We start from the raw sequence: 24,888 nt of genomic DNA, 5'->3' as shown, positions 1-24,888 counted from the left end.
CAGAGTCCCTCAAAGAGGCCTTCACGGGCTTACCTACTACCAGTCTGCCCCGAGTCGCGGCTCCATCCGGTGCGCCCAATGTGGCATCGGAGACGCTCAGTGTCCCCAATGCCGCATTGGGGACACTCATCCGTCAAAGACTGGTGGGTGAACAAGGAAGAGTCCCTCAAGGAGGCCTTCACGGACTTCCGCATTCACGAGGCCGAAAACCTTCCCGACGTGACAGTTTTTCGCTTCTCAGTAGTTTCCACGACGCGCGCCCGGCCGGGTCCCCGCTATATCTGGGAAACCGTTCCGGCTCCGGAACGGTTCTTCCGAGAGGACATGCGCGATGAAGCGTGGATCACGATGGGGCGCCGCGGTGCTCAGTGCGGTGACCGCACTGCTCGTGGCGGCGGCACCGGCTGACGCCGAAGAGAATCCCTATGCCCGCGGCCCCGCTCCGACGAACGCCAGTATCGAGGCGGACAGGGGATCGTTCCAGACCGCGACCGAGAAGGTCCCCGCCGGACAAGGTTTCGGCGGCGGGACGATCCATTACCCGACCGAGACCGGCCAGGGCACCTTCGGCGCGATCGCGATCGCGCCCGGCTTCCTGGAAACGGAGAGCGCGATCGCCTGGTACGGCCCGCGTTTGGCCTCCCAGGGATTCGTCGTCATCACGTTCTCCACCAAGAGCACCTGGGACACCCCGGACGTCCGGTCCGATCAGCTGCTCGCGGCTCTGCGCTACGTGACGGACAAGAGCCAGGCCAAGGACCGCGTCGACCCGGGCAGGCTCGCCGTCATGGGCCATTCGATGGGCGGCGGCGGGTCGTTGATAGCCGCGCAGAAAGCACCCACGCTGAAGGCCGCCATCCCGTTGACGGGCTGGAACCCGAACACGACGTTCTCCGACCTGAAGGTCCCCACGTTCGTCGTCAGTGCCCAGAACGATTTCATCGCCCCGGACGGCTCGCATTCCCGGCCGTTCTACCAAAGCCTTCCCGAGTCGTTGGACAAGGCGTACATGCTGCTGGCCGGCGCCGGTCACATGGCGCCGACGAAGCCGAACGTGACCATCGCGAAGTACAGCCTTTCCTGGCTGAAACGCTTCGTCGACGAAGACACCAGGTACGACCAGTTCCTGTGCCCGCTCCCGGCGAACGACCCGAAGATCGCCGTATATCGGGGAAGTTGCCCGCTCGGCTGACTCAAGGGGCGCGGGCCGCCGTGACCTCGGCGGGTCACAGCGGTCCGCGGTCCCGTTGCTCGACCCAGACGGCCAGCTGGGTCCGGTTGGCGAAGTCGAGTTTGTGCGAGATGTGCTGCAGATGCGTCTCGACCGTTCGCCGGGCGATGACCAGTCTCGCCGCGATGTCCCGGTTGCTCAGCCCGGCCGCGACCAGCCGCGCGATCTCCGACTCGCGCGGCGTCAGCGGCGGGAGGTCGGCCGGTTCTCCGGCGGACGAAGCCTCGGGACCGGCCAGGGCGTCGTGCGGATTCAGCCGCCGCCCCTCGGCGAAAGCCAAGTCGAACCTCGCTGCCCCCAAGGCGTTCCGGGTGGCGTCGTGGAACATCCGGTGCGACGCGGTGACGGCCACGTCGGGCTCGGCGTTGCAGCGGTCCCAGAGCGTGGCGGCGGTCCCGAACAGTTCCGCCGCCCGGACCCACTCCTCGCGCCTCGCCGAGACCCAGGCGAGACCGTCCAGGCGGTAGGCCGCGGACATCATGTCCGACGTACGGAGGTCGATCTCCAGCGCGGAGCGGATGAATCGCTCGCCGTCGTCGTCATCTCCACCGAAGCAGACTTCCACGACTCCCAACCCGTACAGCGCCATGGAGCGATACCGGTACTCCCCCGCTTCCTCACAGGTGCGGAGCATCGAGCCCAGCAACTCCCGCGCGCCCGGCAGGTCGCCCCGGTAGGCCAGCGCGACCCCCTGGATGAACATCGGATGCATCTGGCGCCGTACGTCGCCTCGCTCGCCGAACAGCCGCACGGCCTCCGCCGCGCGGACCATGGTGTTCGGTTCCGCGGACAGCATCCTCACGAAAGCACACGCATGGGCGATGTAGGGGGCGGCTTCGTCGTCCCCGATCGCCTCGGCGGCGGCCAACCGCTGCCGCGCGCCCGGCAGATCCGCGTGCAGCGCGGCGCAAAGGGCGGCGACGGCCAGGCCGCGGGCCCGGCCCCGGGTCTCCGGCGGCATCGCCTCGAGCGCGCGATCGATCCAGTCCCGCAGTTCCCAGGCCGCGCCGCGGGCCACCCAGTACTCGATCACGCCGACGGCCATCCCCAACGCCACCGCGCCTTCGCCGGGGGTGCGGAGCGACCACGACAGCGCCTCGCGGATGTCGGCGTGTGCCGCGGTCAGGCGCTCGTACGCCTCGTCCTGCCCCGGCCCGAACCACGTCGCGGCGGCCTGGTCGATCAGCCAGGCGTAGTGGTCACGATGCGTCCTCGCCACGGCGAGCTCGTCACCGGATTCGGCGAGCCGGTGCCCGCCGAATTCGCGGAGCAAGCGGAGCATCCGGTAGTGGACCCGGTCCGTGCCGTCGATGCGCGCCAGCACCGACTTGTCCACCAAACCGTCCACCGCGTCGAGCACGGCGAGCGAGTCCAGTCCGGCTCCGGCGCAGACGTCCTCCGCGGCGGACAGGTCGAACTGCCCGGCGAACACCGAACAGCGTGCCCAGACGACCCGTTCGGTCTCCGTGCACAGGGAATGACTCCACTCGATGGTGGCGCGCAGCGTCCGATGCCGCTCGACCGGCATGCGGAGCCCGGTGGCCAGCACGCCCGAGTTGCTCTCGACCCGTTCCGCGATCTGCGACGGCGACAGGGCCCGGATCCTGGCCGCGGCGAGTTCGATCGCCAACGGCAGTCCGTCGAGCCGTCGGCAGAGGCGGACGACGTCCGCGACGTTGCTCTCGGTGACCTCGAAAGCGGGCAACACGTTGGCGGCGCGCTCCGCGAACAGCCGCACCGCGCCGAACGTGAACGCCTCTCGCGGTGTCCCGACCTCCTCGTCGGGCACGCCCAGGGGCGGGATCGCCAGGACGTGCTCACCGGCCAGCCCCAGCGAGCAGCGGCTGGTGGCCAGGACGACGAGATCCGGACAGTCACGCAGCAACGCCGTCACCAGGTCCGCGCTGCCGTCGAGGAGGTGTTCGCAGTTGTCCAGCAGCAGCAACGACCGCCGCGGCCGCAGATACGAGACGACGGCCTCCAGGTCGGTGCGTCCCGCCGTGTCGTGCAGGCCCAAGGCGTCGGCGACCGTGCGCGCGACCAGCCGTTCGTCCCGCAGTTCACTCAGTCCGGCGACCGCCACGCCGCCGGGGAAGGCCCGGGTGAGCGAACTGGCCACCTGGGCGGCCAGCCGTGTCTTGCCCACGCCACCGGCGCCGGTCAAGGTGACCAGACGGCCCGCGCCGAGCAGCCGCCGCACCTCGTCCTCGTCGTCCGTACGGTTGACGTAGCTCGTCAGGGGCCGCGACCGGACCTCGCTGTCGTTCGTCATGATTCCCCATCGAAACATGCTCGCCGGACGGAGTGGGCTGTTCACACCACAGCCCGGGCATCCCCGCATAATGCCCGAATGAGGCGATGTGCGCGGGTTGTGACGGTCACCGTGGTCATGGCGCTGACCCTGCCCGTCTCGGCGTGCGCGTCCAGCGCGGAGAAATGCGAAGAGGCCTTCGCCGCGGCAGCGACAGCGGTCCCCGGCGTGATCTCCGCGACCTGGGACTGCGACAACGGCTTCGGCGGTGGATGGCAGCGAGGCGACGTGCGGATCGCGGCGGGCGACAAGGGCAAGGCGATCGCGGTGATGAAAGAGGTCCTGCGCGCCTTCGCCGCTTCTCCCGATCTCGAGGACGGTTGGGCGACCCCGCAGAAGTACACGAACAACGACGGGACGATCGTCGTCGGGGCGAACGACCTCGGGTTCACCGGCGTGCCGAACGTCGGCCAGGTGCGCGAGCGCTACGGCGTCGGCTGAGGCGAGTCCCATTCGGGCGCGTCGACGAAGTGCACGTCGTACTGCTCGTGAAGGCGCTCGACCTCTTCCGGTGCGACGTTTCCGCGCAGGATCTCGGGCAGGATCCGGAAATAGCCGAACCGGTCGACGCCGGGCGCCAGCGTGATGAGGACGTCCGCGGCGACCTCCGGCGGCGCGGCGAACGCGTGCCGGACGCCCGGCGGGATCACCACGTAACCCCCGCGCTCGACCGTGATCGTTTCGGCACCCACCAGCATCCGCAGCGCCCCGTCAAGCACGTAGAACGCTTCCGCGGATTTCCGGTGATAGTGCGGTTTCGTCCCGGGTTCCCCCGGTCGTAGCGACAACCGGTTCGCACCGAGCAGCCCGCCCGTGTGCTCGCCGTCGGCCAGCAGCCGCAACGCGGGCCGCTCGATGACCTCCGCGTCCTTCTCCCGCATCACCCAGGCTTCGTTCGTCATCGCGTTCCCCATCTAGTTGAAGTCTTCAACCAAAGCTAGCCCGAAGTGGTTGAAGGCGTCAACTGTTACTGTGTGCGCCGTGACCGACTGGCTCGACCCGGAACAGCAGCGCGACTGGCGGGCGTTCATCGAAGGATCCGTGCGTTTCGTGGACCTGCTCGACCGGCGGCTCCGCGAGGAGCACGGGCTTTCCCTGGCCGAGTTCGAACTCCTGGTGCGGCTTTCCGAAGCCACCGGCCGGTCGATGCGCATGGCGGACCTCGCGAAATCCGCGTACTACTCGCGCAGCCGCCTTTCGCACCGCATAAACGGGCTGGAGACGCGCGGCCTGGTCCAGCGGGAGTCGACCGCCGACGACGGCCGCGGCGTGCGGGCCCGGCTCACCGACCAGGGATACGAGACGTTGCGCCGCGCGGCACCGGACAATCTCCGCACCGTCCGCGAACACTTCGTGGACGTGATCGCACCCGACGACCTCCGGGCCGTCGGCCGCGCCATGCGTGCCGTCTCCGGACGACTCGATCAGTGACGCGGCACACCTGCCGGAGCCGGTCGCAGCCGGTAATGTCCGCTCCATGAGCGACGCGCCGACCCCTTCCGAGGCCTTCGACCTTCTGCTCGCCGGCAACCGGCGCTTCGTGGCCGGTACCCCGGAACACCCGAACCAGGACGCCGTCCGCCGCACGGCGACCGCCCCCGAACAGAGCCCCTTCGCGGTCCTCTTCGGCTGCTCCGACTCACGACTGGCCGCCGAGATCATCTTCGACCGCGGGCTCGGCGACCTGTTCGTCGTCCGCACCGCGGGCCACGTCGCCGGTTCGGAGGTGCTGGGCAGCATCGAGTACGCCGTCAGCATCCTCGACTGCCCGCTGGTCGTCGTCCTCGGCCACGACTCCTGCGGTGCCGTCGCCGCGACCCGCGAAGCGCTGAAGGACGGGCTCGGCACCAACGGCTTCGTCCGCGACGTCATCGAGCGCGTCACCCCGAGCGTCCTCGCCGCCCGCGCCGCCGGGCTCACCAGCAACGACGACATCATCGACGAGCACATCCGCCACACCGTCGACCTCCTGGTCGACCGCTCCCGGCTGCTCTCCGAGCAGATCGACGCCGGGAAGACCGCCGTGGTCGGGCTGTCCTACCACCTGTCCGACGGCAACGCGCGGGTCGTCACCACCCGGGGACTGGGCTGAACCTCAGCTCGGCAGGAGCGCTCCGGCGAGCGCGAGCCCGGTTCCGGCGGCCGCCGCGGCCAGGATCGTGGTCACCACTCCGCGCCGCAGCACGAACAGCAGAACCCCGGCACCGGCGAGTACGGCGTACTGCCATCCCTGGGTCAGGCTGAGCGCGAGCGGGATCGCCGAGCCGAGGATGGCGCCGACCGCGGCCGGGCCGGCGCCGTCGAGGAACGCCCGGACGTTCGGGTTGCCGCGCAGCCGGTTGAAATGCTTGGCACCGAACAGGATGAACACGAACGACGGGGCGAAGGCGACCAGTGACGCCAGGATGCCGCCGGTGAGCCCGGCCGCGGCGTAACCGACGACGGCGACGGTCTGCACCACCGGACCGGGGGTGACCTGGCCGAGCGCGACCGCGTTCAGGAACTCCCCCGCGCTCATCCAGTGGTAGGTGTTCACCGCGTCGTCCTGCATGAGCGGGATGATCACGAAGCCGCCGCCGTAGGACAGCATCCCGACCTTGAGCGCCACCCACGCGACGGACGCGAACACGCCGGCACCCGCGACCGCGGCGGCCCAGGATTGGGCGGGGACGGCGAACAACGCGGCACTGGACTCACCGCGGCGCGCGCGGTTCACGGTCAGTTCGACCGCGCCGCAGCCCAGCAGGACAAGCACCAGCCACGGCCCGAGCAAGGCGGCCGACACGACACCCGCCAGGACGTACAGGGCCCAGCGCACGCGGCCGGTGGACGCCGCGCGCCGCCAGCCCGCCGGGATCAGGCCGACCCCCGCGTGCACCGCGACGGCGGCGACCGCCGCACCCGCGCCCGCACCGGCCCCGCGTACCCAGGCGGGCGGGGATCCGGTGAGGAACAGCGCGGCCAGCGCCAGGATCACGATGAGGCCGGGCACGATGAACGCCGCGCCGCCGACCAGCGCCCCCGCCCGGCCGCGGACCCGCCACGCGGTGAAGATCGCGAGCTGCGTCGACGCCGGGCCGGGCAGCAGGTTGCAGGCGGCGATGGCGTCCTCGAATTCCTGATCCGACAACCACTCCCGGCGCTGCACGCACAATTTGCGGAGCAGGGCGATATGGGTGGGCGGCCCGCCGAACCCGATGCAGCCGATCCGGCCCCACTCCCGCAGGACGGTGCCCAGGCTCGGCTCGTGGTGCGGCGTCAACGGGCCGCGGGCTGGAACAGTTCGACCGGATTGCCCGCCGGGTCGTCGAACACGATCTGGCGGCCACCCGGCCCGGTCACGACGTCACTGCGGAACAGGACGCCGTCCGCGCGCAACCTCGCGACTTCGGCGTCGATGTCGTCGACGATGAGATGGATGCGGTTCCACCCGCCCGGCGCCGGTTTCGTACCGTCCGGCAGCGCGCGCCCCGCCGAGCTCGCCGGACCGCTGAGCAGCAGCCGGAGATTCCCGCGCACCACGTCGGCGAACGCGGGCAACACGCTCGAACGCACGGCGAAACCCAAGTGTCCCGTGTAGAACTCGACGGCGGCAGCGACGTCGTCGACCAGGTAACGCACACTCACCAGATCCGAAGTCATGTCCTGTTCACCTCATCATCGCGATATTTCACGCCGAACCGGGCGGTCAGGAACCCGATCCGGCGGTCCAGTTCGCCGGCGAGCCGACGGAACGCCGGATGGCTCTCGGGTTCCTTGGCCGGATCCGGCAGGCTCCAGTGGACGACGTGCGGATGCCCGGGGAACTCCGGGCAGACCTCGCGGACCCGGTCACAAAGACTGATCACCCAATGGAATCGCCTGCGCCGGAGATCGTCCACATGGGACGGTTCGTGGGTCAGGGCGATGCCGCGCTCGGCGAGAACGCGCACGGCGTCGGGATGCAGCGGTTTTGGGTGGCTGCCCGCGCTGGACACCTCGACCCTCGAACCGGCGCGGTGCCGCAGCAGCGCCTCGGCCATCGGCGAGCGCCCGCTGTTCCCGGTGCACACGAACAGCACCTTGATCCGGGACCCGGCCCGCTTCACGTCCACCCCGATCGGCGACAGGGCGGGATGCAGCGAGCTTCCCGTCTCGGCGAGCGCGTCCGCGCACCGCCCCAGATCGAGGTGGTAGTACGTGTCGCGACCGTCGAAACTGCTCCTCCGCGCCGTGACCAGCTCCGCGGCCCGCAGCTTGCGCAGGTGATAGGACACCAGGTTCTGCGGCTGCCCGACCAGGTCGACCAGCTCCCGCACCCGGCGGTCGCCGTGCGACAACTCGCGCAACAGCCGCCAGCGCAGCGGATCGCTCGCCAGCCGTACGAACGGCGGCGGATCTGCCGTCTCGAAGGTCGCCACTGGCCGAAGGTACATCAATGCAGGTTGATATATCTAGACCTCGGTGTCGCACCGGGGTTGCGAAAGCCACTTTCGCAACGTTGAAGGTTGCCAAAGTGGCTTTCGCAACACGATCGCGGACGTCACGCGACTTCGCCGGACACCCGCCCGGCACGACGGGACCGCGAAAGAGCCAGCCCGCCAAGAGCCGCGGCGATCAGCCCGACCACCAAGGCGAGGAACCCACCGACGATTCCGTAGCCCGTGCCAGGTCCGCCCTTCGCCGCGGTCACCACGTAAACGCCACCCGCCATGCCGAGCAGCCCCGCCGCCAGTGCCACGACGGCTCCTCGTCGCGTGTCACCGGACCGGCTCCGGGCGACGGCCAGTCCTCCGGCGACGACCCCGATCACCCCCACCAGCACGGCGATCAAGGACCACAGGCGCCCGGGAGTCAGGTAGGCGGCGGACAGCAAGTGGACGGTCATGGGGTGCTCCTTCGCTCGGTGACTGATGTCCGCAGATCGTGTCCGCCGGACCCGCCCCGCGTCGTCCGGTGAACGCAGGCATTCCGGACTGCCGCCGAGGTCGTGGAAATCCCGGGACTACCGCGTGCGTGGTAGTCCCGGGATCGTCCGTGCGGAGGAGTCGCGCGCGGGGGCGGCTGGTTAGGGTTCTCGCATGAACAGGGTCTGGGACTGGGCGATCGCCGTCGGGGTGACGGTGGTCCTGCTGGTCACGGCACTGTCCGATGAGGACACCACCATGAACCCCCTCGGTTACGTGGTGCTGGTCGCCGGTGGCCTGGCGCTCGCCGCGCATCGCCGGGCGCCCCTCACGGTCCTGGCCGTGACCGCGGTGTGCGCGCTGGGATACCAGGCCATGGGTTTCACCGTGCCCGCCGTCGCCTACCTGGTCGCGGTCTACGCCGCGGTCCGCGCCGGACACCGGATCGTCGCCGTCGCCGGGTCGGTGCTCATGATCGGCGCGCTCCCGCTCGTGCTTTTGGCCTCCGCCAACGCCTTTTCCGTCAGTGAGGCCTTCGCCCAGAGCCGTGACGCGCTCCAGCTGGCCTGGCTGATCGCCGCCGGCGCGGCGGGTGAAGCGCTACGACAGGCCGAACGGCGGGCCGAGGAGGCCGAGCGCACCCGTGAGGAGACCGCGCGGCGCCGGGCCGACGAGGAACGGCTGCACATCGCGCGGGAACTGCACGATTCGCTCACCCACCAGATCTCCGTCATGAAGGTGCAGGCCGAGGTCGCCGTCCATCTGGCCACCAAACGGGGCGAGGCGGTGCCGGAATCGTTGCTGGCGATCCGTGAAGCCGGCCGTGAGGCGACCAGGGAGCTGCGGGCGACCTTGGAGGCCCTGCGTGACGACGACACGAATCCGCCGCACGGACTCGATCGGATCCCCGGCCTGGTGGAACGCGCCCAGGCCGCCGGTCTGGACGCGACGCTCACCGTCGAAGGGCGGCGACACGATCTGCCCGCGGCCGTGGACCGCACCGCGTACCGGATCGTTCAGGAATCCTTGACCAACATCGCCCGGCACGCCGCGGCGAAGACCGCGTCGGTGCGCATCGACCACCGTCCCGACGCGCTGACGATCCAGGTCGAGGACGACGGCAAGGCCACACCGGGCGCCGCACCGATCCCCGGTGTCGGGCTGCTGGGGATGCGTGAACGGGTCACCGCGCTCGGCGGCCGTCTCGACGCCGGACCAAGAGACACGGGCGGTTTCTCCGTCCGGGCAGAACTTCCCGTGGAGCGCTCGTGATTCGCGTCCTGCTGGTCGACGACCAGCCCCTTCTCCGTAGCGGTTTCCGCGCGCTGCTCGACGTCGAGGACGACATCGAGGTCGTCGCCGAAGCAGCCGACGGAGGCGAAGGCGTGGCACTCGCCAGAAAACACTTGCCCGACATCGCGCTCATCGACATCCAGATGCCCGGCGTGGACGGCATCGAGGCGACCCGGCGCATCGCCGCCGACCCGGCCTTGGCAAGCGTGCACGTCGTCATCCTGACCAACTACGGCTTGGACGAGTACGTCTTCAACGCGCTGCGCGCGGGCGCGGCGGGCTTTCTCGTCAAGGACATCGAGCCCGAAGACTTCCTGCACGCCGTCCGCGTCGCCGCGCGCGGTGACGCCCTGCTCGCGCCGTCGATCACGCGCAAGCTGATCGACCGGTACGTCACCGTCCCGCTCGGCGGCGGCAGCGGTTCCGGGCTGAAGGAACTGACCAACCGCGAACGCGAAGCCGTGGTCCTGGTCGCGCGGGGGCTGTCCAACGACGAGATCGCCGATCACATGGTGATCAGCCCGCTGACCGCGAAGACGCACGTCAATCGCGCCATGACCAAACTCCACGCCCGCGACCGCGCGCAACTCGTGGTCCTCGCTTACGAATCAGGCCTCGTCACACCGGGTGAGCGATCAGGGCCAGCTGCCTGAGCCACCTCGGGCGGATCTGGCCGCTTTTCCGGTGCCACGCGGGAAACCGTGTTTGCCGAGCCGGACCTCGGCCAGCTCGTCGGCGCTGGTCATCGTGAAGAACAGCCCCAGGAACAGGCTCAGCATCAACGCGCCCAGGACCGCGGGAACGGGTATCGGCGTGAGCGTCACCAGGAGCACGAACGCGATCGCGAGCCACGGCAACGCCTCGAAACAGATCCGGAGGGCGAACCGCAGCAGCCACGTGCGCGAGGTCGCGTCGTACAGCACCCATTCGCGGTATCGCTCCGGCAGCCTGCGCCCGTAGACGTACTGCACCCACCGGATCGGGCCTGGCCTGTCCATCGCGAATCACCTCCGCTACCTGGAGGGGTACCCATTTGCTGTCGCGTTCACCGCTTCTTGACGCGAGACCAGCGCGGCCAGCAGGGCGCGGATCGGCGGGCCCTGGTCGTCGGTTCGCCAGGCGACGCGGATTTCCCGGTGCAGCACCGGGCGCGTGCGGAGGAACCGGACACCGTCCGGCGTCGGCCGCTGGGCCATCTTGGGAACGAGCGCGACGGTGAGTCCCGCGGCGACCAGCGCGAGCTGGGTGGGGTACTCGGCGACGGCGAACCGGATGTCCGGCTCGGCGCCGAGCCCGCGCATGGTCTGCGTGAGGGCCACGTGGGCTTCCGTGCCCGCCGGGCAGCAGGTCCAGGTCTGCCCGGCGAGGTCGGCCAGGTCGACGACGGACCGGTCGGCGAGCGGATGATCCGCGGCGAGGGCGACCTCGGCCGGTTCCCGGACGAGCGTGCGTACGGCGACCCCCGCGGGCAGGAGCGGCGGCCGGGCCTCCCAGCTCTCCATCAGCAGCACGGTGAGCTCGTCGGTGAGCAGCCGGGGAAGCAGATCCACCACCTCGCCGTCGCGCAGGGACACCCTGAGCCGTGGCCGATCGGCGACCAGTTCGGCCAGCACGTTCGGCAGCAGCTCCCGGATCGCGCTGCCGACGGCCCCGATCCGCAGGGGCCCGGCCACTTCCTGGTCCAGCGCGGCGAGGTCGGCTTCGGCCGCGGCGACCTGGGCGAGCACCCGCGCCGCGTGTTCGGCCAGCACCTGACCCGCACGGGTGAGCCGGATGCCGCGCCCCGCAGGCTCGAGCAGCGGGTGTCCGGTCTCCTTCTCCAGCTTGTTCAGCTGCTGCGACACCCCGGACGGCGTGACGTGCAGGACTTCCGCGGCGCGGGCGACGGATCCGTACTTCGCGACCGACGCGAGCGCTTGCAGCCGACCCAGGTTCATGAAGCGATGCTACCGATTTCACCGTAGGAACATTCACTTTTGCTATGCGACCGGACTCGGCATAGTGATCGCCATGAGTGTTCGGGCACCCGATCGGCACCGCACGGCCGCACTGCGCATCACCGGGGGCGCGGCGTGCACTTCGGTGTCGGCCGGGTTCGCCAAACTGTCCGGCGCGAGTCCGGGGACCACCGCGTTCCTGCGCTGCGCCATCGCGCTGACGGTGCTGGTCCCGCTGTCGATCCGGGAATGGCGGCGGCTCGGGCCGCGGCCGTGGCGGCTGATGCGGTTCGACCTGGCGGCGGGGGTGCTGCTCGGCATCGACTACGTGTTCTGGGTGGCCAGCATCGAGGACGTCGGCGCGTCCATCTCCACGGTGCTGCTCACCATCCAGGTGGTGGTGTTCCCGCTGCTCACCTGGCTGTTCCTGGGGTCGGTCCCGTCCAGACGGTTCCTCGCGCTCATACCGGTCATGCTGATCGGCGTGACCATGGCGGCCGGTGTGATCGGCCAGGCCGAGCCGGGTACGGACCCGGTCGGCGGCATCGTGTTCGGCACCATCGCGGGCATCGCCTACGCGGGGTATCTGTTCTTCATGCGGCAGGGCGGCGGCCAAGGCCATGTCGTGTTCCCGGTGTGCGCTTCCACGACGGCGGCGTGTGCCGCGGCGGTCGTGGTCGGCAGTCTGTGGACGGGGATCGACCTGGACCTCGACCTGGCCGCGTGGCTGTGGCTGATCGCGCTCGCGCTGGTCGGGCAGGTGCTCGCCTGGCTCCTCATCGCGGGAGCGCTTTCCCAGCTGGCGCCTCAGGTGAGTGCCTCACTTCTGTTGCTGCACCCGGTTCTGGCCGTCGTGTTCGGTGTCATCGCCCTGCACGAGCGGCCCACGATCACGCAGCTGGCCGGATGTCTGCTGGTCGTCGTCAGTGTTTGGGCGGTGAGCCGGACTCCGCGGCGGGAACGTGTGTCCGCGGCCGGCGCGTGATGGCTGGAGTACGTGAAGGCCCCCTTCATGTACCTAGGCGCAAGGAAGGGGGCCTTCATGTACTTGGGAAGGTGTGAAGGTCGAGTTTCCTCGGCTGAGTGCCGGCTGTCGTCTTGGGCGAGTGGGGACAAGGCGCGCGACGCCGTCGCGACGTCCTGATCGTCAGATCGCGAACCGAAGAACCGCGCCGACGCCCTCCGCCAGACCCTCACCGCTGACGGGGACGATGTCCGCGCCTTCGGCCAGCACGGCCACCGGAAGCGCTTCGTCCGCGCGGCACTCGGTCAGCGTCTCCGTGCCGGAGAGTTCGAGATCCTCCTTCGCGACCGCGACCTGGGTCGGTTCGCCGGAGACCCAGACCAGGCGATCGGCCAAGGAATCGGCGTCGATCAGCAAGGTCTCGACGGCACCCGAACGCAGGGCGGCCGTCGTCCGCGCGAGCCCGTCCGCCGCCAGGCCGCCCTCGCGACCCTGTTCGGCGCGGAAGCGGTCGATCACGTCCTGGCGGCCGCGTTCGGCGTGTTCGGTCAGCACCCGGCGTACCTCGGCTTCGAGTGCCTCCGGGCCGCTTCCGTCCGCCCGGCCGCCTTCCTCCAGCTCGACGACCTTCTCCTTGCCGCGCGGGGCGAGTTCGTCACGCACTTGCGCTCGCGCCTGCACCTCTCCCGCGAGAACCAGCACTTCGGCGCCGACGGAATCGGCGAGCTTCACCGCCTCGTGCGCGACTTCCGCGGCGTTGCGTTCGGCCACGGCCTCCACCCGATGCTGGATGTTCCAGTAGGCCGAGCCGCCACCGCGCACCTTGTGCACCGGATGGTCCTCGCCCTGGACGGTCCGCTGTTCGGCACCGTCCTCACCCGACGCGAACAGATCGGCCCCCGTCCGGTCCGCGACCACGACGACGTGCGGTACGACGGCCGGGGCGAGCCGCAGGAGCGGGAGGAGATACGGCTGCGGCGCGACGCGGGCGACCTCACGCGGCGGCGGCTCCACGAGTTCCTCGTCGAGTACGACCTCGTCCCCCTCCGCGACCAGGGCCCGGCCCGCCTTGCCCTCCGAAGGCGGGGCGGCGGCCACCGCGGCGTCGAGAGCGGTGAGTGTCCGCTCCTGCGCGCCCTCGTCGGCCAGCCGTTTGCGGAGCGACCGCCAGCGCAGCTCCACTTGCGCGGCGGCGTCCTCGGTGTCGTGCGAGTTGTCGAAATAGACCGACGCGAACGGTCCTTCTCGGACGGTGACGTCCCGGAGCGTTGAGCTTTGCACGATGCCTCCTGCCTCGTCGGTTCCGCTTTCGATCTTCGGGTACCCGGGAGGAGGCGGGTGAATCACCCTTTGCCGGAGAAGGCGTCGAAGACCCTGCCCACCAGCACGCCGATCATCGGCAGCCAGATCGGGCAGAGCATCAGGACGAGCAGTGGACCCATCACCTTGGCGATCATCAGGAACGCGTACATCGCGCGGTCACCTTCCTTCGGTCGCGAATCCGGCCATCGAGGTCGCGAGCGCGCGCACCGCGCGGTGCTGAAGGGCCCGGACGCTGTTGGGGTTCTTGTTCATCGCTTCGGCGACTTCCGCGACCGTCAGGCCCGCGAAGAACCGCAGAAGCAGGCATTGCCGTTGTGGCTCGCTGAGGTCCGCCAGGCTCCGCCGGAGCGCGGCCGCCTCGATCCTGGCCAGCGCGAGCTGTTCGGCGCCGCCGAGGTGATCGGGACCGTCGTGGTCCTCGCCGTCGAGCAGTTCGCGCCGGTACCTTGCCGATTTGCGGTAATCGCGGGCCAGGTTGTCGGCGATCGTGTAGAGCCATCCGGTGAAGGAACCGACCCCCGGCTGGAAATCCGGAAGTTTCCGCCAGGCACGGAGGAACGCTTCACTGGTGAGGTCTTCCGCCGCCGCGGCGGAGGGGACGCGCATCCGCAGGTACCGGAAGATCGGGACGGAATGCTGCCGGTAGATGGTGGCGAAGGCCGCTTGATCGGTCATCCGCGCGGTCGCATGTCAGACCACCTCGCGGCGGACCGGCACGAAATCGATCTTGTCGCGGACACCGCAGTCCGGGCAGGTCCAGTCGTCGGGGATGTCCGACCAGGCGGTGCCGGCGGCGAATCCTTCGAGCTCGTTGCCTTCGACGACGCTGTAGGTGTAGCCGCATCCCGGGCATCGGGCGGCGTCGACCTCGTCGGCGAGCGTGGTGACACTGTCCGAAAAGGACATTTCCCGGTCGTCGAAGGTGGCGGGCGGGTATTTCTTCAGCAACGAGGCCAGTTTTCCCGGCTGGACGTTCGCCTGGCGGAGGTCGCCGTCGAAGTGGCGGACCACGCGCGGGTCCATCACCCTGCGGAACAACGGCGGGACGAGCGCGACGATCATCATCCCGGTGTATCCCGTCGGCAGCACCGGGCTTTCCTGGAAATCACGCAGGGTCTGGAATCGCCGGGTCGGGTTCGCGTGGTGGTCGCTGTGCCGTTGGAGGTGGTACAGCAGGACATTGGTGGCGACGTTGTTCGAGTTCCACGAATGCGACGGCGTCACGCGTTCATAGCGCGACTTCGCGCCGTTGGTGACCTTCTTGCGGAGCATCCCGTAGTGCTCCATGTAGTTCACGATTTCGAGCAGCGAAAACCCGAAGACGGCCTGGATGACGAGGTACGGCAGGATGCCGAAACCCAGCCACGCGATCAGCACTCCCCACAGCGCCGCGCTCATCAACCACGCGTTCAGCACGTCGTTGCCCAGGTGGAACGGGTGGCTTCCCTTGCGGGCGTAGCGTTTCTTCTCGACGCCCCACGCGCTGCGCACCGAACCGAAGACCGTGCGCGGCCAGAACCGGTAGAAGCTCTCCCCCAGCCTGCTCGACGCGGGATCCTCCGGGGTCGCGACGCGGACGTGGTGCCCACGATTGTGCTCGATGTAGAAATGACCGTAGAAGCATTGCGCCAGCGCGATCTTCGCCGCCCAGCGTTCCACGTTCTCGCGTTTGTGCCCCAGTTCGTGCGCGGTGTTGATCCCGATACCCGCCACCGTGCCGAGTGTGACGGCGAGGCCGATCTTGCCGAACACGGAGATCCCGTCGCCCGAAAGCACCCACGCCCCCACCACGAAACCCGCGTACTGGAGCGGCAGGAACAGATACGTGATCCACCGGTAGTAGCGGTCCTCTTCGAGTGCCTCCATCACCTCGTCCGGCGGATTGGTGTGGTCGTACCCCGCCAGGAGATCGACGAGAGGCACGAGAACGAGGATGACGAACGGGCCCAGCCAGAGGACGACGCCCGCCCCGGTCGCCGCGTGGAGCCCGATCGCGGCGAAGGGCAGCAGCGGCACCACCAGCCCGAGCAACCACAGGTAGCGCTTCCGGTCGTGCCAGGTGGCGGCTCCGTTCTCCGCCCCGGCGAGGTGGTACTTCTTCATCGCAGCCTCCGAATCCGTGTTCCTGGGACGGTAGGAAGCCGGACGGCGCGGATCACTGTGCGCTGAACCGAAAGCGGCCGCCCGCTTGGGTCCACGGCACCAACGGCCCCGAGCGCGTACGGTGCTGCCTGTGACGTCAACGGCCGCCGACACCCTGGTCAAGGTCGCGGGCTCGGTGCTGACCGAGGTCGCCGCCCTGCGCGATCGGATCGTCGAGGAGGTCTCCGGCGAGCTGCCGGAGCTGGCGCAGGACGCGCAGGCCAGGGACCTCCTCGTCAGCACGGTGCGAGAGAACCTGATCGCCGCGCTGGGCGTGTTCGGCGGCGCCACGCGCCGGGTCGACGTCGGCGCGCCCCCGGTCGCGCTGGAGTTCGCCCGGCGGCTGGCGCAACGAGGCGTCCCCATCACCACGATGCTGCGGGCGTACCGGCTCGGCCAGGCCGCCTTCCAGCAGGAGATGATCACCCGGATCGCGGCCGAGCCGGTGAGCGCCGGGGACGTCGCCGTCGCCGCGACCGAACTGTCGTCGGTCGCCTTCGGCTACATCGACAAGATCTCCGAGGAGGTCGTCGAGGCCTACCAGCTGGAACGCGACACCTGGCTGCGCAACCGCAACGCGAACCGGCTGGCGAAGGTCCGGACCGTCCTGTCCGGCAAGGCCGTCGAAAGCGGCGAGATCGAGAAGGCGATCGGATACGTCCTCTCGGATCGGCACGTCGGTGCCGTGCTGTGGTGCGGGCCGGACGTCGACGAGGGCGCCCGGCTCAGCAGTCTCGAACGGCACGCCGGTCTGCTCGCCACCGCGGCGGGCGGCCGGGCGCCGCTGATCGTGGCGCCGGACGCGTCCACGGTCTGGGCCTGGTTCCCGGCGTCGTCGATCGATCCGGACCTGGTGACGCGCGTCCTGGACGGCTCGCCGGAGCCGGTCCGGGTGGCGCTCGGCGACCCCGCGAGCGGGCTGGACGGTTTCCGCGGCACCCATCAGCAGGCCCTTCAGGCGCAGGCCGTCGCGCTGATGGCCGGCGACGGCCTGTCCCGGTCCGTGACCACGGCGTCCCAGCTCGGCCCGCTGGCCCTGGTGGCCGCCGACACGGCCGCCGTCGCCACCTGGGTGCGGACGGTGCTCGGCGCGCTGGCCGACGACGACGAACAGCATCGCCGCATGCGCGAGACGGTGTGGGCCTATCTGTCCAGCGGCAGCAGTCTGATGCTGGCCTCCCAGGAGCTCCACCTGCACAAGAACACGATCCAGTACCGGCTCCGCAAGGCCGAACAGGCGCGGGGCAGACCGCTGTCCGAGGGCCGCATCGACGTCGAAGTGGCGTTGCTGGCGTGCCGTCTGCTGGGCACCGCCGTCCTGCGCCCGGTCGGCGACTGACCGCGGTTTTGTGCGCCGGGCACAGTCCGGCCCGCCTTTCCCGGTCCGCGGACCGATGCCCGGCCGTGCCACGCGGCGAAGACTCCTCGCAACGGACACCGTCAGCGAGGACTGAGCCATGGACAAGGCAGGACTGGTCGTAGTCGGAGCATCACTGGCGGGCCTGCGCGCCGCCACCGGCGCCCGCCGGGCGGGCTACGACGGACCCGTCACGCTCGTCGGCGCCGAACCGCACCTGCCCTACGACCGGCCGCCGTTGTCGAAGGCGTTCCTCACAGACCCGGAGCGGACGCCGCCTACGCTCGCGAGTGCCGAGGCGCTCGCCGACCTCGATATCGACGTCCGGCTCGGCGAAGCGGCCACCAGACTGTCCACAGAGGACCGTGAAGTCCTGGTCGGAGGGACCGCCGTCCCGTTCGGATCGCTGATCATCGCCACCGGCGGCGCCGCGATCCCCTTGCCGGGACACGGGGTGCACACCCTCCGGACGCTGGACGACGCGCGCGCCATCCGGGCCCGGCTCGCCACGACCTCCCGCGCCGTCATCGTCGGCGGCGGGTTCATCGGCGCCGAGATCGCCACGGCCCTGCGGAAGCGGGGCGCGGCGGTGACGATCGTGGAGGCGGCCGAGGTCCCCCTCGTGCGTGCCGTCGGCCCGCGCATGGCGGCCGCGCTCGCGGGGCTGCACGCCCGCAACGGCGTCGATCTGCGGCTTTCCACGGCGGTCCGCGACATCTCTCCAGACGGCGGGGGCAGCAAGGTGGCGTTGTCCGACGGCGATGTGCTCGACGCGGACCTGGTGATCGCCGGTATCGGCGCCCGCCCCTCGGTCGGCTGGCTGGACGGCTCCGGTGTACCGCTGGGAGACGGCGTGCTGTGCGACCGGACGCTGTGTGCCGCCCCGGGGATCTATGCCGCGGGCGATGTCGCACGCTGGCACAACCCGCTGTTCGAGACCACGATGCGGCTGGAGAACTGGACTTCCGCCTCGGCGCAGGCGGAGGCGGCCGCCCGTAACGCCGTCGCCCCCGGTAAAGCGACGCCGTTTTCGGCCGTTCCGTATTTCTGGTCCGACTGGTACGGCAAGCGGATCCAGATGGTCGGCGTCGCGGCCGACGACGTCGACCTGTTCGGCGATCCCGAAGACGAGAGCTGGCTGGCGCTCTACCGCTCGGGCGATCGGCTCGTCGGCGCGCTCGCGGTGAACCAGCCCGGCCGGATCATGAAGTACCGGGCGCACGTCGCACGCCGCTCGTCGTGGCGGGACGCCGCCGACCTCGCCAAGGCGGTCGCGCGATGAGCCCCGTGGACGTGCTCGTCATCGGCTCCGGATTCGGCGGCGCGGTGAGCGCCCTTCGCCTGGCGGAGAAGGGATATCGCGTCACGGTGCTGGAAGCCGGCCCGCGCCGCACCGAGGAGACGCTGCCCAAGACGTCCTGGGACGTGCGCAATTTCCTGTGGGCGCCCCGGCTGGGCTGCTACGGGATCCAGCGCATCCATCTCCTGCGCGACGTCGTGATCCTCGGCGGCGCCGGGGTCGGCGGCGGTTCCCTCAACTACGCCAACACCCTGTACGAGCCGCCCGCGCCGTTCTTCGAGGATCCGCAGTGGGCCCACATCACCGACTGGCGGACGGAACTGAAACCGCATTACGACCAGGCTCGCCGCATGCTGGGTGTCACGCGGAACCCGACCGTGACGGCCGCCGACGAAGTACTGCGCGAGGTCGCCACCGACATGGGCGTCGGCTCGTCGTTCCGGCTGACGCCCGTCGGCGTCTTCTTCGGTGACGAAAGGACTCCGGCGGGGAGCGTCGTGCCGGATCCCTACTTCGGCGGGGCCGGGCCGGAGCGCCGGACCTGCACCGAATGCGGCTCCTGCATGACCGGCTGCCGGGTCGGCGCCAAGAACACGCTCGACCGCAATTACCTGCACCTCGCCGAACGGCTGGGCGCCGAAGTCGTGCCGATGACCACGGTGCTCGACGTCCGCCCCGCCCCGGACGGCGGCTACGTCGTCCGTACCGTGCGGACCGGCTCCTCGCCTCGCCGCCGCAAGAACGTGCGGACGTTCACCGCCCGCGAGGTCGTCTTCAGCGCGGGCACGTACAACACCCAGAAGCTGCTTCACCGTGCCCGCGCCACGGGTGCGCTGCCACGGCTGTCCGCGAGCCTCGGCAGGCTCACACGGACGAACTCGGAATCCATCCTCGGTGCCAAACGAAGCGGAAGGACGCCGACTTCACCCGGGGCGTCGCGATCACCTCGTCGATCCACCCCGACGCGCACACCCACGTCGAGCCGTGCCGCTACGGCAAGGGCAGCAACGCCATGTCGTTGCTGCAGACCGCGCTCACCGACGGCGGGAAACGCGTCCCGCGCTGGCTCACCTGGCTGGGCACGCTGGTGCGGGATCCCCGCAACGTCACGTGGTTCTCGCCGCGGCGCTGGTCCGAGCGCACGATCATCCTGCTGGTGATGCAGACGCTCGACAACTCCATCACCGTATCCGGCCGTCGCACCCGCACCGGCCGCCACAAACTGGTTTCGGGGCCGGGACACGGCGAACCGAACCCGACCTGGATCCCGGCGGGCAACGACGCCGCGCGCCGCGTCGCCGAGAAGATCGACGGCATCGCGGGCGGGACGACCGGCGAGATCCTCAACATCCCGATGACCGCGCATTTCATCGGCGGCTGCGCCATCTCCGACGATCCGGGCCGTGGCGTGATCGACCCGTACCACCGGGTGCACGGCTACGACGGCCTGCACATCGTCGACGGATCCACCATCTCGGCGAACCTCGGCGTCAACCCTTCCCTCACCATCACCGCGCAGGCGGAACGGGCCATGGCGTACTGGCCCAATCGCGGCGACGCCGACCCCCGCCCGCCGTTGGGCGAGGCCTACCGGCGGATCGATCCGGTGCCGCCACGGAATCCCGCGGTCCCGGCCGGTGCTCCCGCCGCCCTGCGGTGACGTGATCCGGTCAGGAGATCGGCCGGTCCGCCAGCTGTTCGAGCCTGGCCATCTCGACGTCGAGGGCGGTCTGGGCCCGGCTCAGCGCCTCGGAGCTGTACGCGCCGCTCGACCGGGCGTGCTGGAGACGTTCGGACTGTTCGGTCAGGACCCGCAGGCGTAACCGCAGGTACTGCTCGATCTGTTCCGGAGCCGGGCGGTCGCCCGGTGACGCGGGCGGGACGCGTACGTCCGAGCGCACCCGGTCCACGACCCGGTCACCGAAGGGCCCGTTGCCGGAATCCTCCAGGCCGGGATCGTCCAAAAGGGACTTCGCCGCGTCGGCCAGTTCGGTCGTGAGCCGGACGTACTCGCGCCGCAACCGGCCCGGGTCCTCCGACGGCACGCGCGCCGCGCGGATGACCGCGGGCAGCGTCATTCCCTGGACCAGCAGCGTCGTGGTCGCCACGACGTAGGCGATCAGGACCAGCAGGGCGCGGTCCGGCGTGTCCTGCGGAAGGGTCTGCGCCGCCGCGAGGGTGATCGCGCCGCGCATCCCCGCCCAGCCGAGCACCACGCCACCGCGCCAGCCCAAGGTCTCGGTGAGCCGGAACTCGACGTCGGCGGCGGCCCGGTCGAGCCGTTTCCGGAAATGCGCCACCAGCCTCGGTGACGCTTTGTCCAGCCGTTCGGTGACGGCGGGATTCGACTCGTCGCCCCGCAGCACCGCCTGCGTCGTTTCCAGCCGGGGCTTGAACCGAGCTGCCTTCCGCTGCTCGCGGTACAGGCCACCGACCAAGGGCCCGACGAAGACGATGCGCGCGACGATGACGAGCGCCGACGCGGCCAGCCCGATGCCGAGCGCGCGCCACACGCTCGAACCGTCGTCGTGCACCTCGTCGATGAGGGTTTTGACGCTGAGTCCCATGAGCAGGAACATCGCGCTTTCCAGCAGGAAGGCCGCGGTGCGCCAGTTGACGGCCTCGGCGAGCCGATCCGTCGCGCGCAGATGCCGCGGAGCGAGGTGACCGGTCACCAGGCCGGCGACGACGACCGCGAGCACGCCGGAGGCTCCGGCCTCTTCCGCGGGCAGGAACGCGATGAAGGGGACCACGAAGGAGATCGCGGTGTTGAGCACGGCGTTGCCCAGCAACGCGCGCACCCGGACGTTGACGATCCCGACGAGCAGCCCGATCCCGACCGCCACGACGACCGCGAAGACGAACTCCCCCACGATGCCCCAGACGGACACCGACCCGGCGACCGCGGCGACGGCCGACCGCAGCAGGACGAGCGCGGAGGCGTCGTTGACGAGTCCTTCGCCTTCGAGCACGGTCAGCAGCCGGGGCGGGAGGCCGAGCCGCCGTCCCACGGAAGTCGCGGCGACGGCGTCAGTGGGGCTGATGACCGCACCGAGCGCGAACGCGGCGGGCCAGCCGATGTCCGGGATCAGCTCGTGGAACAGCCAGCCCGCGCCCAGGGTCGTCCCCACCACGAGCAGCACCGCGAGACCGGTGATCGGCCGGATGTTCCGCCGGAAATCGACCACCGGCATGTTCACCGCCGCCGAATACAGCAGCGGCGGGAGTACTCCGGCGAGGATCAGCTCCGGTTCGACCTCGGGATGCGGGACGCCGGGCAGGAAGCTCAGGCCGATACCGGCCACCACGAGGCTCAGCGGAGCGGCCACGTTGAGCCGTTCGGAGAACGCGGCCACCAGGACGATGCTGACGACACCGAGGACGACGACGAGGGTCAGGTTCACCGGGTTCACGTGTCCTCTCGCCGGTCAGTGGCTTGCCGTGTCCATTGGACACGAGGCCGGCGGACCCGCAAGTCGGAGCCGGTCAGTACGGTGGCGACCGACAGGGTGAAGGGGACCTTCCCCTCATCGCACGAGCGGAAAGTCCCCTTCACCCCGGCCTGCGGTCCTCATGGGTGGCAGAGTCCGAGCAGGTGTTGCGAAAGCCACTTTCACAACATCCGCAGCCGGTCAGCGCAGGGCCGCCAGGACGTAGTCGTCGCCGGACTGCCACACCGGGGCCACCTCCGCGAACCCCGCCGCTCGAAGCAGCCGGGTGTGCTCCTGCGGGCTGAGCCGGTTGCCGTAGCCGGTCGAGGTGCCGCGCAACTCATCGGCCGTGAAGCGCTCCCGCAGCGCGGGATCCGCGGCCACCGCCGCCCACCAGGTCTTCCAGTCCTCGTTGGCGTGGACCCCGGCACGGGCCGCCCGGCGCTCCTTGACGACTTCGGCGAGCTCGCGGATGGCCGGTTGCTCGTCGTAGAGGTGGTCGCCGTTCACGAGCGCTCCGCCCGCCCTCAGCGCGACGGCGAGGTCACGGTAGGCCTCGGCGAGCCGCTCGGGGCGCAGCCAGTGCAACGCGGTCGTCGAGACGGCGGCGTCGACAGGCCGCCACTTCAGCCAGCCGCTCTCGGCGAGATCGGCCCGGACGTACTCGATGTCGCTCCGCTCCGGCCGGGTCGCGCGGGCGAGGGCGAGCAGGAACGGGTCGTCGTCGAGGCCGACGATCCGTGCGTGCGGTAACCGCCGGGCGAGCCTGGTGGTCAGCGAGCCGGGGCCGCAGCCTAGATCCAGCACCAGTGGCTCGGCGACGTCGCGGCAGACGTGTTCGACGACGTCGATCACCACGGTGAAACGTTCTTCACGGTCGGCGACATAGCGTTCCTGCTGCACGTCCCACCGGCGCACCCAGTCCGCCGCGAGCTTCTCGTCCACCGGCCTCCCCTTCGTGATCTTGATCCTGTGTAGCACACGCCGGTCATGGGTTACCGTGTGCGCCACAACGTAAGAAGGTGCCCGTCGGGGGAAGCCGGTGTGAATCCGGCGCTGACCCGCAACCGTGATCGGCCGCCGAGCCGTGAGCCGGACTGCCCGCCGGACACCGCCAACCCCAACTGTCGTGGAGTGCGGAGCGGGGTCCCGTTCACGTGCGGTCGCGCGCCCGGGACAGTGCTCGACGTCCCGGAGGTCCCTATGACGCGTCATCCGCTCACCCGTCGGAGACTGCTCGCGCTGGCCGCGCTCACGCCGTTGGCCGCCTGCGGGACCGCGCCCGCGGACACGGGCCGGTTGCGAGTGGCGTTCGCCGCGGGCGGGTCGAAGGAAACCCTCGACCCGTCCCAGGTTTCGCTCTTCGTCGACCAGGCGCGGGCCAAGGCGCTCTTCGACACGCTGGTCGCCTACAACGCCGACACCTCCTTGCGGCCGCGGCTGGCCGAGTCCTGGGAAAGCGACGTCGCCGGCACGCGCTGGCGGATCCGGCTGCGGCAGGCGGCCTTCCACGACGGTCGTCCGGTCACCGCGGACGACGTGCTCTACAGCTTCCGGCGGATCGCCGACCCCGCGCTGGCTTCCTCGTCGCGGCAATACTTCGCGAAGATGGACTTCGCCCGCAGCAAGGCATTGTCCCCCACCGAACTCGAGCTGACGCTGACCGCGCCCGACTTCGAATTCCCGTCGGGCTGGGGCGCTCCCGGTGCGGAGATCGTGCCCGCCGGGACGACGGACTTCACCGCGCCGGTCGGCTCGGGGCCGTTCCGTTTCGTCTCGTTCACCCCCGGCGGCGCGGCGGTGTTCCGCAAGAACGAGTCGCATTGGGACGGCGCGCCGAGTATCGACGAGCTGGAATTCGTGCCGGTCAACGAAGAAACCGCGCGCGTCAACGCGTTGCTGTCCGGGCAGGTCGACTACGCCCACGACCTCGCGGCCGGAACCGCGGCACGGCTGGCGGGCGACGGACGCGTTTCGCTGCTCGAAGCCAAGGGCACGACGATGCAGGGCATGATGCTGCGCCTGACGCAACCCCCCTTCTCCGACCCGAGGCTGGTGCGCGCCGTACTGTCCGGAGTGGACAGAGAGGCGTTGAACCGCGTCGCGCTGGCCGGACGCGGGGAGATCGGCAACGACCTGTTCGGCAAGGGACTTCGCGGGTATGCCGCGGACATCCCCCAACGCCGCCGCGATGTGGACCTGGCCCGGTCGCTCGTCCGCGAGGCGGGCGCGGAAGGGCTGGCCTTCGCCGTCGAGACCAGCGACGTCGACCCGGGTTTCGCCACCGCGGCCACACTGATTTCCCAGCAGCTCAAGGAGATCGGGCTCGCCGCCACCCCGAACACCCGCGCGTCGAGCACCTATTTCAGCGAGGTCAAGACCAAGGGCGTCGCCGCGCTCACCCGCACGGCCACCCTGCCCGTCCCGACGTTCCTCAACCAGCGCTTCCGCACGCGCGGCTCGAACAACGTGAACGGCTTCGGCTCGCCGGAGTTCGACGCGCTGCTGGATCGCGCCACGGCCACCGCGGACGAACGCGCCAGGCTGGCGCTGTTCGGCGACGCGCAACGGATCGTCCACGAAACCGGCGGTCTGCTCGCCTGGGGGTTCAGCACCTGGACCATCGCCGTGTCGAAACGGGTTTCCGGGGTGGTGACCGCGCCGCCGAACACCTTCGATTGGGCTCGGTTCGACCGCGCCCGGCTGTCCTGAC

General features: G+C 70.1%; 25 protein-coding genes, 1 pseudogene and 1 riboswitch. Of the genes and pseudogenes, 12 read left to right on the top strand and 14 right to left on the bottom strand.

The window, feature by feature from the left end:
* The first annotated feature begins 147 nt into the window (after positions 1 to 147).
* Positions 148 to 408: a hypothetical protein gene (locus AMK34_RS43335; protein ID WP_198941847.1), complete on the top strand. Its 261-nt coding sequence runs from the start codon at positions 148 to 150 to the stop codon at positions 406 to 408.
* Positions 332 to 1,192: a poly(ethylene terephthalate) hydrolase family protein gene (locus tag AMK34_RS38845; RefSeq protein WP_081975980.1), complete on the top strand. Its 861-nt coding sequence runs from the start codon at positions 332 to 334 to the stop codon at positions 1,190 to 1,192. Before AMK34_RS43335 ends, AMK34_RS38845 begins: the two co-directional genes overlap by 77 nt.
* 34 nt (positions 1,193 to 1,226) lie before the next feature.
* Here AMK34_RS38845 and AMK34_RS43815 read toward each other — a convergent pair whose 3' ends face one another.
* Positions 1,227 to 3,503, bottom strand: a complete 2,277-nt coding sequence (locus AMK34_RS43815) for an ATP-binding protein (protein ID WP_073848777.1) — start codon at positions 3,501 to 3,503, stop codon at positions 1,227 to 1,229.
* Between the two features lie 99 nt (positions 3,504 to 3,602).
* Between AMK34_RS43815 and AMK34_RS38835 the strand changes: the two genes are divergently transcribed.
* On the top strand, positions 3,603 to 3,983 hold the full coding sequence (locus AMK34_RS38835; protein WP_241832960.1) for a hypothetical protein: 381 nt from the start codon (positions 3,603 to 3,605) through the stop codon (positions 3,981 to 3,983).
* Here the strand turns inward: AMK34_RS38835 and AMK34_RS38830 are convergent.
* Positions 3,968 to 4,444, bottom strand: coding sequence for a cupin domain-containing protein (locus AMK34_RS38830; RefSeq protein WP_073848982.1), 477 nt, complete (start codon positions 4,442 to 4,444; stop codon positions 3,968 to 3,970). The genes AMK34_RS38835 and AMK34_RS38830 overlap by 16 nt on opposite strands.
* Positions 4,445 to 4,523: 79 nt before the next feature.
* Between AMK34_RS38830 and AMK34_RS38825 the strand changes: the two genes are divergently transcribed.
* Both AMK34_RS38825 and AMK34_RS38820 read left to right on the top strand, forming a co-directional pair.
* Positions 4,524 to 4,973: a MarR family winged helix-turn-helix transcriptional regulator gene (locus AMK34_RS38825; protein WP_073848981.1), complete on the top strand. Its 450-nt coding sequence runs from the start codon at positions 4,524 to 4,526 to the stop codon at positions 4,971 to 4,973.
* Positions 4,974 to 5,019: 46 nt separating this feature from the next.
* The gene (locus tag AMK34_RS38820) at positions 5,020 to 5,634 is read left to right on the top strand and encodes a carbonic anhydrase (protein WP_038510883.1); all 615 of its coding nucleotides are present in this window, start codon (positions 5,020 to 5,022) and stop codon (positions 5,632 to 5,634) included.
* Positions 5,635 to 5,637: 3 nt separating this feature from the next.
* On the opposite strand, the gene chrA is transcribed toward AMK34_RS38820, so the two are convergent.
* The 4 genes from chrA to AMK34_RS38800 all read right to left on the bottom strand — a co-directional run bounded on the left by chrA (position 5,638) and on the right by AMK34_RS38800 (position 8,409).
* Positions 5,638 to 6,804 carry a chromate efflux transporter gene (gene chrA, locus AMK34_RS38815; protein WP_073848773.1) on the bottom strand — a complete coding sequence of 389 codons (1,167 nt, stop codon included), beginning with the start codon at positions 6,802 to 6,804 and terminating at the stop codon, positions 5,638 to 5,640.
* Positions 6,801 to 7,184 carry a VOC family protein gene (locus AMK34_RS38810; RefSeq protein ID WP_073848771.1) on the bottom strand — a complete coding sequence of 128 codons (384 nt, stop codon included), beginning with the start codon at positions 7,182 to 7,184 and terminating at the stop codon, positions 6,801 to 6,803. Before AMK34_RS38810 ends, chrA begins: the two co-directional genes overlap by 4 nt.
* On the bottom strand, positions 7,181 to 7,942 hold the full coding sequence (locus tag AMK34_RS38805; protein WP_083650124.1) for an arsenate reductase/protein-tyrosine-phosphatase family protein: 762 nt from the start codon (positions 7,940 to 7,942) through the stop codon (positions 7,181 to 7,183). Before AMK34_RS38805 ends, AMK34_RS38810 begins: the two co-directional genes overlap by 4 nt.
* A gap of 122 nt (positions 7,943 to 8,064) precedes the next feature.
* Complete coding sequence (locus tag AMK34_RS38800) at positions 8,065 to 8,409, bottom strand: DUF6223 family protein (protein ID WP_073848766.1); 345 nt, start codon at positions 8,407 to 8,409, stop codon at positions 8,065 to 8,067.
* A 193-nt stretch (positions 8,410 to 8,602) separates the two neighbouring features.
* On the opposite strand from AMK34_RS38800, the gene AMK34_RS38795 reads away from it, so the two are divergent.
* Both AMK34_RS38795 and AMK34_RS38790 read left to right on the top strand, forming a co-directional pair.
* Positions 8,603 to 9,700: a sensor histidine kinase gene (locus AMK34_RS38795; RefSeq protein ID WP_073848764.1), complete on the top strand. Its 1,098-nt coding sequence runs from the start codon at positions 8,603 to 8,605 to the stop codon at positions 9,698 to 9,700.
* A complete protein-coding gene (locus AMK34_RS38790; RefSeq protein ID WP_038510869.1) occupies positions 9,697 to 10,374 on the top strand; it encodes a response regulator in 678 nt (225 codons plus the stop codon). The genes AMK34_RS38795 and AMK34_RS38790 overlap by 4 nt, the downstream gene beginning before the upstream one ends.
* Here AMK34_RS38790 and AMK34_RS38785 read toward each other — a convergent pair.
* Positions 10,357 to 10,719 (bottom strand): DUF5313 family protein, encoded by a 363-nt coding sequence (locus AMK34_RS38785; RefSeq protein WP_038510867.1) that lies wholly within the window; start codon positions 10,717 to 10,719, stop codon positions 10,357 to 10,359. The genes AMK34_RS38790 and AMK34_RS38785 overlap by 18 nt on opposite strands.
* 15 nt (positions 10,720 to 10,734) lie before the next feature.
* On the bottom strand, positions 10,735 to 11,658 hold the full coding sequence (locus AMK34_RS38780; protein ID WP_073848761.1) for a LysR family transcriptional regulator: 924 nt from the start codon (positions 11,656 to 11,658) through the stop codon (positions 10,735 to 10,737).
* A gap of 73 nt (positions 11,659 to 11,731) precedes the next feature.
* On the opposite strand from AMK34_RS38780, the gene AMK34_RS38775 reads away from it, so the two are divergent.
* A complete protein-coding gene (locus tag AMK34_RS38775) occupies positions 11,732 to 12,643 on the top strand; it encodes a DMT family transporter (RefSeq protein ID WP_051972792.1) in 912 nt (303 codons plus the stop codon).
* 162 nt (positions 12,644 to 12,805) lie between these two features.
* Here the strand turns inward: AMK34_RS38775 and AMK34_RS38770 are convergent, their stop codons facing one another.
* The 4 genes from AMK34_RS38770 to AMK34_RS38760 all read right to left on the bottom strand — a co-directional run bounded on the left by AMK34_RS38770 (position 12,806) and on the right by AMK34_RS38760 (position 16,048).
* The gene (locus AMK34_RS38770) at positions 12,806 to 13,903 is read right to left on the bottom strand and encodes an Rv2629 family ribosome hibernation factor (protein WP_073848980.1); all 1,098 of its coding nucleotides are present in this window, start codon (positions 13,901 to 13,903) and stop codon (positions 12,806 to 12,808) included.
* Positions 13,904 to 13,965: 62 nt separating this feature from the next.
* Entirely contained in the window at positions 13,966 to 14,094 is a 129-nt protein-coding gene (locus AMK34_RS43810) for a hypothetical protein (protein WP_267284147.1), read from the bottom strand.
* A gap of 7 nt (positions 14,095 to 14,101) precedes the next feature.
* Complete coding sequence (locus AMK34_RS38765) at positions 14,102 to 14,620, bottom strand: RNA polymerase sigma factor (RefSeq protein ID WP_038510860.1); 519 nt, start codon at positions 14,618 to 14,620, stop codon at positions 14,102 to 14,104.
* A 15-nt stretch (positions 14,621 to 14,635) separates the two neighbouring features.
* Positions 14,636 to 16,048 (bottom strand): fatty acid desaturase, encoded by a 1,413-nt coding sequence (locus AMK34_RS38760; protein ID WP_073848759.1) that lies wholly within the window; start codon positions 16,046 to 16,048, stop codon positions 14,636 to 14,638.
* Positions 16,049 to 16,178: 130 nt separating this feature from the next.
* Here AMK34_RS38760 and AMK34_RS38755 point away from each other — a divergent pair, with 130 nt between their 5' ends.
* From AMK34_RS38755 to AMK34_RS38745, 3 genes and pseudogenes are all read left to right on the top strand, one after another.
* Complete coding sequence (locus AMK34_RS38755; protein WP_241832959.1) at positions 16,179 to 17,426, top strand: PucR family transcriptional regulator; 1,248 nt, start codon at positions 16,179 to 16,181, stop codon at positions 17,424 to 17,426.
* A gap of 118 nt (positions 17,427 to 17,544) precedes the next feature.
* On the top strand, positions 17,545 to 18,726 hold the full coding sequence (locus AMK34_RS38750; RefSeq protein WP_073848754.1) for an NAD(P)/FAD-dependent oxidoreductase: 1,182 nt from the start codon (positions 17,545 to 17,547) through the stop codon (positions 18,724 to 18,726).
* Positions 18,723 to 20,404: pseudogene (locus AMK34_RS38745) on the top strand (FAD-dependent oxidoreductase). The gene AMK34_RS38750 and the pseudogene AMK34_RS38745 overlap by 4 nt, the downstream one beginning before the upstream one ends.
* A 10-nt stretch (positions 20,405 to 20,414) precedes the next feature.
* Here AMK34_RS38745 and AMK34_RS38740 read toward each other — a convergent pair.
* Positions 20,415 to 22,148: a cation:proton antiporter gene (locus tag AMK34_RS38740; protein ID WP_073848979.1), complete on the bottom strand. Its 1,734-nt coding sequence runs from the start codon at positions 22,146 to 22,148 to the stop codon at positions 20,415 to 20,417.
* Positions 22,149 to 22,376: 228 nt separating this feature from the next.
* Positions 22,377 to 23,120, bottom strand: a complete 744-nt coding sequence (locus AMK34_RS38735) for a class I SAM-dependent methyltransferase (RefSeq protein ID WP_073848752.1) — start codon at positions 23,118 to 23,120, stop codon at positions 22,377 to 22,379.
* Positions 23,121 to 23,143: 23 nt separating this feature from the next.
* A riboswitch (cobalamin riboswitch) is annotated at positions 23,144 to 23,298 on the top strand.
* Positions 23,299 to 23,378: 80 nt separating this feature from the next.
* Here AMK34_RS38735 and AMK34_RS38730 point away from each other — a divergent pair.
* Complete coding sequence (locus AMK34_RS38730; RefSeq protein ID WP_073848750.1) at positions 23,379 to 24,887, top strand: ABC transporter substrate-binding protein; 1,509 nt, start codon at positions 23,379 to 23,381, stop codon at positions 24,885 to 24,887.
* The last annotated feature ends 1 nt before the right edge of the window (position 24,888 follow it).

It is taken from the genome of Amycolatopsis sp. CB00013 (assembly GCF_001905755.1).
Classification (GTDB): Bacteria; Actinomycetota; Actinomycetes; order Mycobacteriales; family Pseudonocardiaceae; genus Amycolatopsis; species Amycolatopsis japonica.
The sequence above is the reverse complement of the archived record's forward strand: the minus strand, read 5'-3'. Positions and strand labels throughout refer to the sequence as shown.

Bases quoted from the DNA above. Each gene is read 5' to 3' on its own strand.
- AMK34_RS38845 (WP_081975980.1), top strand. From the start codon at position 332: ATGAAGCGTGGATCACGATGGGGCGCCGCGGTGCTCAGTGCGGTGACC.
- AMK34_RS43815 (WP_073848777.1), bottom strand. From the start codon at position 3,503: ATGACGAACGACAGCGAGGTCCGGTCGCGGCCCCTGACGAGCTACGTC.
- AMK34_RS38830 (WP_073848982.1), bottom strand. From the start codon at position 4,444: ATGACGAACGAAGCCTGGGTGATGCGGGAGAAGGACGCGGAGGTCATC.
- AMK34_RS38820 (WP_038510883.1), top strand. From the start codon at position 5,020: ATGAGCGACGCGCCGACCCCTTCCGAGGCCTTCGACCTTCTGCTCGCC.
- AMK34_RS38810 (WP_073848771.1), bottom strand. From the start codon at position 7,184: ATGACTTCGGATCTGGTGAGTGTGCGTTACCTGGTCGACGACGTCGCT.
- AMK34_RS38800 (WP_073848766.1), bottom strand. From the start codon at position 8,409: ATGACCGTCCACTTGCTGTCCGCCGCCTACCTGACTCCCGGGCGCCTG.
- AMK34_RS38795 (WP_073848764.1), top strand. From the start codon at position 8,603: ATGAACAGGGTCTGGGACTGGGCGATCGCCGTCGGGGTGACGGTGGTC.
- AMK34_RS38785 (WP_038510867.1), bottom strand. From the start codon at position 10,719: ATGGACAGGCCAGGCCCGATCCGGTGGGTGCAGTACGTCTACGGGCGC.
- AMK34_RS38780 (WP_073848761.1), bottom strand. From the start codon at position 11,658: ATGAACCTGGGTCGGCTGCAAGCGCTCGCGTCGGTCGCGAAGTACGGA.
- AMK34_RS38775 (WP_051972792.1), top strand. From the start codon at position 11,732: ATGAGTGTTCGGGCACCCGATCGGCACCGCACGGCCGCACTGCGCATC.
- AMK34_RS43810 (WP_267284147.1), bottom strand. From the start codon at position 14,094: ATGTACGCGTTCCTGATGATCGCCAAGGTGATGGGTCCACTGCTCGTC.
- AMK34_RS38765 (WP_038510860.1), bottom strand. From the start codon at position 14,620: ATGACCGATCAAGCGGCCTTCGCCACCATCTACCGGCAGCATTCCGTC.
- AMK34_RS38760 (WP_073848759.1), bottom strand. From the start codon at position 16,048: ATGAAGAAGTACCACCTCGCCGGGGCGGAGAACGGAGCCGCCACCTGG.
- AMK34_RS38750 (WP_073848754.1), top strand. From the start codon at position 17,545: ATGGACAAGGCAGGACTGGTCGTAGTCGGAGCATCACTGGCGGGCCTG.
- AMK34_RS38730 (WP_073848750.1), top strand. From the start codon at position 23,379: ATGACGCGTCATCCGCTCACCCGTCGGAGACTGCTCGCGCTGGCCGCG.